The following is a 7622-nucleotide window of genomic DNA, read 5'->3' as shown; positions in this document are numbered from 1 at the left end:
TTTCAATATACTTCATATAAAAAATTACAACATAACATATAATAAAAAACGGCAAACCCTCGACGTAGGAGAATCCACCATCACAAATAAATGATTATTTCACACCTAGTTTTTCTTTTACTTTCTTAGGAAGCTCGTCTTCCTGCACTTCCTCCCAAGCTGTTACACCTTTTTTATCTAAATGATATACACGTAGGAATAGACCTACGCTACCTTCTTTCTTCACCTTCCCATAGAATTTGTTAACATTATCATCTTTCTCCTAACTAACATCTGTTACTTTTACTAATTTCATATGAGAAATCCCCTCCAAATGTACACACTAAGAATGAGATTTGATAGAAGATGCTTGTCTACATTTTGACTTTTCCAAAATACGAATAATATACCATTTGTTAATGGTCTGATTCGACTTTTCCTATTGAAACTGGAATATTTGGTCAAATATATTAAACACACAAATAACTTGATATCGTATCTCATGATTTTTAAGAATAATTCTGTTTTTCATTGTAGTAGTAAGGTTGTTTATCTCATATTGAATTACCTTTCATTTTTCTTACAAGCTCGCAATGTTTTTGAAAATACAGTTTATAAAGCCGAGAATTATGATTTTTTCAGAGATAGCATTGAGGGAGTTTTCATATGCACTGTACTATACTCCCGTACAGGTTTCATTTACAATTCATTGTATTTTCTTTACCGTTCACCAAGTTAAAATGGAACAAATTTATTACTTAGAGTGTCTATTATGTGTATTCCTAAAAATATGAAAGGACTTATTATTCCCAAAAGTAAAGTGATGTAAAAAAAGTGTGTATTGAAATACTTCATTTAAACGTTACGAGTTTAATACTTTCACAGGTAAACTATTACGAGTGTAAGCAAAAAAGAAACACCCTAAACAGTAACCGTTCATTCATATAAACGCTTTGGTTCTGCTTATCCTGTTAAAATTCAACTTCAGAAGTATTGGTATCCAACACCCACTTTAATTAACATCGGTATTTAAAATACCAAAACAAAATCCATATATCGTTGAAAGAGGTTGAAAATTCATGTACGTTTTAAACAAGTTCTTTACCTACAAAAAGATTGTACCTGTCGTATTACTTTCATGTGTAACACTAATAGGGTGTTCTAATAGTAATACTCCATCTGAACTACCTAAGCAAACAAAACAAATAAAGCAAATTAAACAAGAAAATACACGTCATGATTCTTTTGCTAAGCTTGAAAAAGAATATAATGCTAAGCTTGGTATTTATGCTCTGGATACAGGTACAAATCAAACTGTTGCTTATCATCCAAATGATCGTTTTGCATTTGCCTCTACATCTAAATCATTAGCAGCGGGAGCTCTTTTACGTCAGAACTCAATAGAAGCTCTTGATGAAAGGATTACGTATACGCGTGAAGACCTTTCTAATTATAATCCAATTACAGAAAAGCATGTGGATACAGGAATGACGTTAAAAGAACTTGCAGATGCTTCTGTTCGATATAGTGACAGTACGGCACATAATTTAATTCTTAAAAAATTAGGTGGTCCATCCGCATTTGAAAAAATCTTGAGAGAAACGGGAGATACGGTTACTAAATCTGAACGATTTGAACCTGAATTAAATGAAGTACATCCTGGAGAAACGCGCGATACCAGTACACCAGAAGCGATCGCTAAGACACTTCAATCATTTACATTAGGATCTGCACTTCCAACAGAGAAACGTGAATTATTAGTAGATTGGATGAAGAGAAATACGACTGGTGATAAGTTGATTCGTGCGGGCGTACCAAAAGGATGGGAAGTAGCTGATAAAACAGGCGCAGGATCTTATGGAACAAGGAATGATATTGCGATTATTTGGCCACCAAATAAAAAGCCAATTGTTCTTGCCATCCTTTCTAATCATGATAAAGAAGATGCAGAATATGATGATAAGCTTATTGCTGACGCGACTAAAGTCGTATTAGATACTTTAAAAGTTACGAATAAAAACTAATAAATTAATAGTTTTCCGTGTTAGGGAGTATATTCTCTGATAAGAGTAACCATACATGAACGTCAAATGATGTTAGAAAACGAAAAAACACGCAGTTCCATTTGGAGTTGCGTGTTTTTATTTTGCTAATTTATTGGGGATAACCGCTTGTGTCATCCAGTGCTGATTGGATTGCACATGGTCTTTTCGAACAAATTTCCCTACGGATTTTGAAAAATCATTATAGTGAAACGCATCCATTAATCTAAGTACATACCCTTCCTGAATTCCTCCAAAGAGTGAAGTACCGTTGTAGCACGAACGAATTACCTTTTCATTATAGGGGCCACGATATAACACTGGAACGTGTGCAAGGCCTAACTTTTTACACCATGCAACTGTTGCATCCCACGATAAACATTCATTTTTCTCATTCCATATTGAAAAGACATAAAAATAGGAAGTCAGTGCTGTGTAGTGAATGCTATGACAAGCATATACATTTTCACCACATATACGCCAGCCTTCTGGAATTCTATACCCCATACTTCCTTGTAACGTTTTTACCCATGTTCTCGATGGGTGATGACCACTTGATAACGACCTTGCATGAATAGCATCTTTATAAAGGGATGTATTTTCACCATCTAACTTTTCTAGTACGATTACTTCTTGAGTTTCAAATCCGTCCATATTTTGTAGAACACAGTCATCACTTGTTACCCCTATCGACCAAGGAACGTGCAATGTTCGTGGATATTTACAAGCATTTTTTCCCTTCTCTACTTCACAAATGCATCTGCATCTCGGAAAAAATATAATTTCGTAAGCATCTCATCACCGCAGTAATGATAGATTTCACGTGCTGCCTCTTCCCCGCCATGTAACATCTTCATATGAAACTCTGTAATCATTAATACTTTCTCAATAAACTCCCATTCGAAACCAAGTTCCATTAAAAAGTGGCAAGCGATATGAGTACTGACATATTCGTGACCATAATACGAATGGTACCCTTTGAGCTTTTTAAATACACGGCAAAACGGTTTACCTGTATCATGGAATGCTGCAGCACTTTGCAGAAGAAATAAATCTTCCCCTACATAATTCTCTGTTAAATGAGCGTATACCATATATGTGTGCTGACATAATGGTAAGGAATGATAGGGGTTTCCTTGATTATATTGAAACATATCAGAAAAGAACGGGATGTTCTTCATGACAAATTGAACACCACACCCATGCGTCTCCTCCTGTTTCACCATTACAGTTTACTCTAAGTCCCGCTTTACTTGTTCGTTTATGGTTTCTTGTAGTTCGAATAAGACGATGCACAATCCGCTCTGATTTTATGTAATCTATTAGCTTGAATCGTTACTTAAATATAAAGGGTGTCTCGGAAACCTATCCTTTTTTTCCTAAGGCAGTGTAAATCGTAACCTCTGAATAACTCATGAATATCTTTATACCAATTGTGATATCTACAATTTTCTCCCCAAGCAGCAATCAACATATTTTCCATTAAAGTTTTTTATTTCCAATATTTCATCTAACTTCGTACGATTAATTACTTCCTGTAGTAGTCTTTCTACTGTATCTATTTTTATCTCATTTGGTTTTCTCAATATTTTTCACTTCTATTTTTTGATTGTTATGACTGGCACCTGCTCGGTGTCGGAAACTTCACTGTAACCATAATAAAGTAGAAAAAACAATAAAATAATTGTCCAAATAAATATAAAAACTTTATAACTATACTTCATATGAAAAACCTCATTTTCCCTATATAAGTGAATGTACATACACCTTATAAATCCAATTACATAAATTATTGGATATTTTAGCAGTAGAGAATCATTAAGTATTAGAAATTGTTATTCATAAACATATCCAAGAAATCTTCTAAAAAATATCATCTAGGCATTTTAACATTTTATCAAAATGCACAGATAATATTTTTACGTTTAGCTAAGTAATGCTTTTTATGTAATAAATCCTTATCTCTATTTCACCTTAATGTTTATATGTACAAGAGTCTGTGTAGCAACTAGACTGTACTTTAAATATGTACTAAATTGTGTGTGGGAAAGGAAGCACATTTTATTTAAAGTTTTTACTTTAAACCCCTTAATTAGTTGGTAGTCTTCTTCATTCAGACAGAAAGGAAATTTAAAGTGTGCACTTATTTTCAACTCAGACTCTTTACTACACACACTCCTATACACATAAAACATCTATAAATTTCGTAACATTACAGAAACAAAAAGAAACATTACCGAAACAATAATAACATTAAGTAATAGTTTTGTAACACAAATGTAACACAATGCATTTAATCGTACAATACTTTTTTAGCTAATTATCAACAAAGTTCTGTTTATATCGTTCAAATTTAATAATGTTCCCATAAAGTATTACATATTGCTTGTGAAATGATTTTTCAAAATATAACGAATCATACCATGACGGAGGAATATTAATTCAATTTAAAAATAAATGGATTGATATCTTTCTAGCTTTTGTATCCCAATCATGTTGTAGAGCGGATTATGGTTTTCCAATTAATGTAGGTGACCATGCACAAGCTAAGCCTTCTAAATAATTACTGTACCTAAAAAAAACAAGTAATTATACTTGTTTTTTTTAGTTTACTTTCCAATATCGAAACAGTTTTATGTGATTTCTTTTCCTGTCTACATTGGATGCATATCTTACTAAAGATAGCTTCTATTTTTTTATGATTCTAGTGAAGTAATTAATTGCTGACGTTCTTTATCTCTATAAATTTTCATTTCATGTTTAAACTCGTAATTTCCTACTTCAAATCTAGCCCATTCCTTACTTGTCCAATATACTACATTTACATTTTCTCTTAAGATTGCAGAACACACATCCACTAATTCATCTTCGTAAAATGGAGCCTCTTTTGCTAATTCAAAAGCAAGCACTTTTGGATCCTTAGTTTTAATTTGAAGTTCCCTAGAGGTTTGCCCTAAATACTGCCATGGTGATGGTATTGATTGAACTTGGGCATTTCCCCTATCTTGAAACTGTGATGGAGAATCATTTGTTGAAGCAAATGTAGGTTTACTTACTCCTATTGCTGTTCCTAAAAAAATAGAACCAATAATAAGTTTTTTAATCATTTTTTCAGCTCCTTTAATAATTTTGGATATGCTTCATTTTTATACCACGTTCATGGTCATGTAAATGAAGAAAATTTGACATAATTATACATTTCCCTCGAAAAACGCATATTAATTACGCACCTTAAATTTACCCAAAACAAAATTATTGGTTTAACGAAACTTTTTTGTCATAAGTATACACTTTTTGTATAAAAATTAGTTTTTAAAATATTTGCATACTTATTGATAAAGCTTCCTGCTATCCGTTATTCGAAGCCAGTTTATCTCCACCTACTCACTTCGCATTCCTTGAAGAAGGAATCCTCTTGACTAAAATGATAAAAAAAGTTGGGGATTCCCCCAACTTTTTAATACTTCTATTGTCTGATTAAACCTGTAGATGTAACCCGATATGTTCTTTTCTTTCCGATATATTCCTGTTTTCCATTCTCAAGGTTAGTTAAAGTCGCTCGTGTTTTTTCCTTCGCCACTTCCCCTTCTATATGAGTAAATTCTATATAATCTCCCTCTTTTACAGGTACTGTTTGGGTTTCAGCATTTTGTTGTCTATTTCCCATAATTTCCTTATTGTACATAACGCTACCAGATGAATTATGGACTTTAATACTTGCATATGTGCTATTGAAATAAGAATGCGGCACACCAGCTTCTAATTTGATTTTCAGCTCTTCTGCTGTTTTATTATAATCTACTTTTGCAATTTCTCGATCACTATATCCTTTTAGGGACCATGCAAATTGGTTCCCTACTAAAATATCAGAATTTCCATTTGTAATTTCTACTTTTTTCTCTACAGTTCGATCAAATATGTCTGTTAATGTAATTTTAGCAAAAGCCGTTTGAGGCAATTGCATAGTTTGACTTACCTCAGTTTTGTAAGACTTAATATTATCGATTACTTTCAAAGGTTGTCCCATTAACTTTTCATTGTCATAGATTTCAATTTTCCCTTTAAACTGTGGAGTACTTTGTTCTTTCAATTTCCATGAAACATTTAATTTTCCATCTTCAAAGCGAGTATTTTGAATATCAAAATCTAAATTTCCCATTTCTGGTTGACTAGGCTGATTTATATTAAAGGTTTTTCCAGTACCAATAGTTGATTGAGTATTTCCTCCTGCCCTAACCCATAGATATTCTGAAGTTGCTCCTCCATCGTATTGATAGGACGTATCATGTTGCCCGGAGATACGCTGATTATTCCAAGAATTCCATTGTTTATCTGAAACTTTTCTGCTGTATCCATTTTTAAGACGTGCTTCTCTTACATCTTGTCCATTACCAGCCCAGTCCTCTTGAAACATCGATAAACCATAGTTAAATGCCACATTTGCAACTGGATGATCCATAATAGCAACTAACTTCCATTGATTTAATTTATTATCTTTTATCCACTGGCCAAACTTTGTATGGCCATCTTCTTGCCAAGAACGTAGAGTCATTCGATACCATTCACTATCTTTCCAATTATAAGTTGTTTGTACCTTTAGACCTGTTCCTTCTCCACCAAATCTACTGGCTTCTGAAGTCGGCGATAAATATTCAGCTTTTATTGCTTGGTTTGATGCTATTGGATCCCAAAGCGCAAAGTGAAGGGTACGTTTACCGAATTGATCAAAACCACTTTGTTGTTGGAAGCCCGCATAACCACCACCCTCTCCTCCCTGATTCCAGTTATGCACAGCCCAATATGTATAAGGTGCCGTTTGGACTGGTGACCAGTCTATGCTAATAATATCTGAAGCAGCAGTATTCTGTGGTGTTACATAAACTGATGGGGCATGAGATCGAGTTGCTGCCTCTGTACTAGAAATTGGTGCTCCATACATTGACAACATGGTACAAGCCGTTGAAACCATAACAATTTCTTTTATTTTTCCCCTTGTTTTTACTTTAAACATAACTTCCTATCTCCTTTTAAATTATTTTAGTTACATTGAATAATAACCCTATATATCCCTTTAAACAAATTACGTAATAAAGTAACATTAGCTTTAAAATCTAGATATATTTAATGTTTTTTTCACTGCTATTACTAATCAAATTATAGTATTTTGTATTAAAATCGTATGATTTAGGACTAAATATAAAGTGAAAATTTTATAAAATTTCATAAATATGTAGTTTTAGATATTTATGATGAAAGACCCATTAAATAACTTAATTGATTTTATGAAAGATTTCCTTACTTTATTGATTACACTATTAAACCTAAAATTGTTTACCAGAAAAATGTTATGTAAACTTTTAATTTGTCGATTAGAAAAAATAGTTTATCTATTTGCTGATATCTTATCATTAGTTAGAAAGAGCCTACTTAAAAACGTAGACTCCTTTAGGTATCCAAACGTTACATATATAACAAACATAAAAAAATAACATCGAATTCTTCTGTTAGTTTATTTAATATTTAATGACGTAGATAATGTATTCCAAGGTGCATTTGTAGATGTATTTTGATATTTAAATTGCCCATTTTGCTGTCCTGAAG

Annotated in this window: 6 protein-coding genes and 2 pseudogenes; 2 read left to right on the top strand and 6 right to left on the bottom strand. The window is 32.7% G+C overall.

From position 1 onward, the window contains the following. Positions 1-94 precede the first annotated feature (94 nt). A pseudogene (locus GBN78_RS30930) lies at positions 95-199 on the bottom strand (YxeA family protein); the annotation flags it as partial. A gap of 859 nt (positions 200-1058) precedes the next feature. Between GBN78_RS30930 and blaIII the strand changes: the two are divergent. Continuing rightward, on the top strand, positions 1059-2003 hold the full coding sequence (gene blaIII, locus GBN78_RS27455) for a class A beta-lactamase BlaIII (RefSeq protein ID WP_000289419.1): 945 nt from the start codon (positions 1059-1061) through the stop codon (positions 2001-2003). Positions 2004-2120: 117 nt separating this feature from the next. Here blaIII and GBN78_RS27450 read toward each other — a convergent pair whose 3' ends face one another. Both GBN78_RS27450 and GBN78_RS27445 read right to left on the bottom strand, forming a co-directional pair. Further along, positions 2121-2675: an RNA ligase family protein gene (locus GBN78_RS27450; protein WP_000348598.1), complete on the bottom strand. Its 555-nt coding sequence runs from the start codon at positions 2673-2675 to the stop codon at positions 2121-2123. 89 nt (positions 2676-2764) lie between these two features. Beyond that, the gene (locus GBN78_RS27445) at positions 2765-3247 is read right to left on the bottom strand and encodes an HD domain-containing protein (protein WP_065223726.1); all 483 of its coding nucleotides are present in this window, start codon (positions 3245-3247) and stop codon (positions 2765-2767) included. A 1181-nt stretch (positions 3248-4428) separates the two neighbouring features. Between GBN78_RS27445 and GBN78_RS27440 the strand changes: the two are divergent. After that, a pseudogene (locus tag GBN78_RS27440) lies at positions 4429-4584 on the top strand (DUF2278 family protein); the annotation flags it as partial. A 133-nt stretch (positions 4585-4717) separates the two neighbouring features. Here GBN78_RS27440 and GBN78_RS27435 read toward each other — a convergent pair. The 3 genes from GBN78_RS27435 to GBN78_RS27420 all read right to left on the bottom strand — a co-directional run. Next, on the bottom strand, positions 4718-5128 hold the full coding sequence (locus GBN78_RS27435) for a hypothetical protein (protein ID WP_000592185.1): 411 nt from the start codon (positions 5126-5128) through the stop codon (positions 4718-4720). A gap of 359 nt (positions 5129-5487) precedes the next feature. Continuing rightward, on the bottom strand, positions 5488-7032 hold the full coding sequence (locus tag GBN78_RS27430; RefSeq protein WP_076775132.1) for a DUF3472 domain-containing protein: 1545 nt from the start codon (positions 7030-7032) through the stop codon (positions 5488-5490). A 498-nt stretch (positions 7033-7530) separates the two neighbouring features. Further along, positions 7531-7622: DUF4879 domain-containing protein (locus tag GBN78_RS27420; protein ID WP_152127915.1), on the bottom strand; the 92-nt coding region annotated here is incomplete at its 5' end.

The sequence above is a fragment of the Bacillus sp. B2-WWTP-C-10-Post-4 genome (assembly GCF_009183805.1).
GTDB classification, from domain to species: Bacteria; Bacillota; Bacilli; order Bacillales; family Bacillaceae_G; genus Bacillus_A; species Bacillus_A cereus.
This window is presented reverse-complemented; position numbering and strand designations above follow the sequence as displayed.